The organism is Variovorax sp. WDL1 (assembly GCF_001541225.1).
Lineage (GTDB): Bacteria > Pseudomonadota > Gammaproteobacteria > Burkholderiales > Burkholderiaceae_C > Variovorax.
The window spans coordinates 1-807 of sequence record NZ_LMTS01000254.1 but is presented as its reverse complement, the minus strand read 5'-3'; the positions used below and the strand labels follow the sequence as shown (position 1 = coordinate 807).

At 55.1% G+C, this 807-nt stretch carries 2 protein-coding genes; both read right to left on the bottom strand.

The window, feature by feature from the left end:
* Positions 1–433: hypothetical protein (locus tag APY03_RS31690; protein WP_157103482.1), on the bottom strand; the 433-nt coding region annotated here is incomplete at its 3' end.
* 6 nt (positions 434–439) lie between these two features.
* A partial coding sequence (locus APY03_RS44865) for a hypothetical protein (protein ID WP_232324489.1) occupies positions 440–807 on the bottom strand: 368 nt, incomplete at its 5' end.

Below are 807 nucleotides of genomic sequence, written 5' to 3'. Positions count from 1 at the left end.
CATCGTCGAGCCAGCCTTGCATATAGATGTCGCCTCGCTCGTTGGCGGGGGCACTGCCATGTCTCAAGGCATTATCCAAGTCAATGCGATTCCGCAAGTTGCTATGGTGCTTGGCTTCATGGTTCAGATCGTCGACGAACGACAGCACATTGGCATCACTGGGGCGGGTCAAGTTCTCGGGGCGTACAACCAAGTATCCTGGGTGCCCTGCCTTGGGGTCATCGGGTGCGACATAGATCGCGCTTGCGCTTGCAGGCATGTCGTCACCAGGTTGCACCAGGCGAATCTTTACGCTTCCGGCCATCACATCCGCGCGCAAGTCTTCAAGGTTGGAGAGGCCCTGATTATTGATGAGTACCAGTGCACGATCCAGCAGTGCTGCATTGGCGTGCTGGCGAATATTGTCGAAAACGGAGCTACTGATGATGGTCATAGAGAGTTACTCTGGTCTAAATCTGGTGCTGATCCAAAAGCCCGTGACACATGCAGCGTCCTGTTGAGTGTTGCCTCTGGATCTGGAGACATCTACCGAGATGGTGAAGCCCTTGTTCGACGTGTATCTACCGTAGTACCCGCGTTTGAACATTCCCCATTCGTAGGCGCTTGCCCAAATCGGCCTGGGCAATTGATGAGGGCTGTGGTCGCTATTGGTGAAGTTTGCGCCGGTGTATATCGCCAAGTCGTAGGGATTGATGCAGATTGGCATCTCCGGATCCATTCGGAACTCCAGCATGTAGATGCGTAGCCCGGCTTCCGGACTTGTCGTCAACGGCCGCGGCAGTTCGGTCAACGTGCTCAGGTCTGCCA